This window comes from Nitrosospira sp. NpAV (assembly GCF_000832065.1).
Classification (GTDB): Bacteria; Pseudomonadota; Gammaproteobacteria; order Burkholderiales; family Nitrosomonadaceae; genus Nitrosospira.
Window position 1 is genome coordinate 1 of the sequence record NZ_JXQM01000099.1, and the last position, 555, is coordinate 555.

The following is a 555-nucleotide window of genomic DNA, read 5'->3' on the forward strand; positions in this document are numbered from 1 at the left end:
ACCCATTTGGCAGTTGCCGGCATCAGCTGCATCAGTCCGGCTGCTCCGGCGCTGGACTTGATATCCGCGATAAAACGGCTTTCCTGTCGAATCAACCCATATACAAATGATTCATCCAGCTGCTGCTGTTGCACAACAGGACGCATCTGTTCACGATAGGGTGCCAGATAGCGCAAGTTGAAATCATGATGAGTCACCGTTTTGATTGCAGTATTGATTGCACGGTCATAAATACCGTAACGCTGAGCCACTTTGGCAGCTGCCAGCAGTTGTGCATCGCTGAAATGCTGCACCGTCCAGATCCATTCGCGATTTGCCTCCACTCGCTGATTCAGCCGATACAATGCCATGGCCCGGCGAATACCCGGATTCTGTTCCATGAGCTGAATTTCCTGAGCACTGACCTGGTATTCAATCGCCGGGACACTGAGCATCTCACCCAGTTCTTCTCTGGCCATCTGCCCATAAAAACTATGCTCATGGTTCAAAGGAATCAGCAAGGTATTGGCTTCCACATTCTTCTTGCCGACTTTCACCGCACGCTCCTGCCAGTAA

1 protein-coding gene is annotated in these 555 nt (G+C 51.0%); it reads right to left on the minus strand.

Translation table 11 applies throughout. The features are described 5' to 3' along the window. Positions 1-536 (minus strand): lytic transglycosylase domain-containing protein (locus tag SQ11_RS15465; protein ID WP_232298041.1); only part of this gene is annotated, 536 nt, incomplete at its 3' end. Between the last annotated feature and the right edge of the window lie 19 nt (positions 537-555).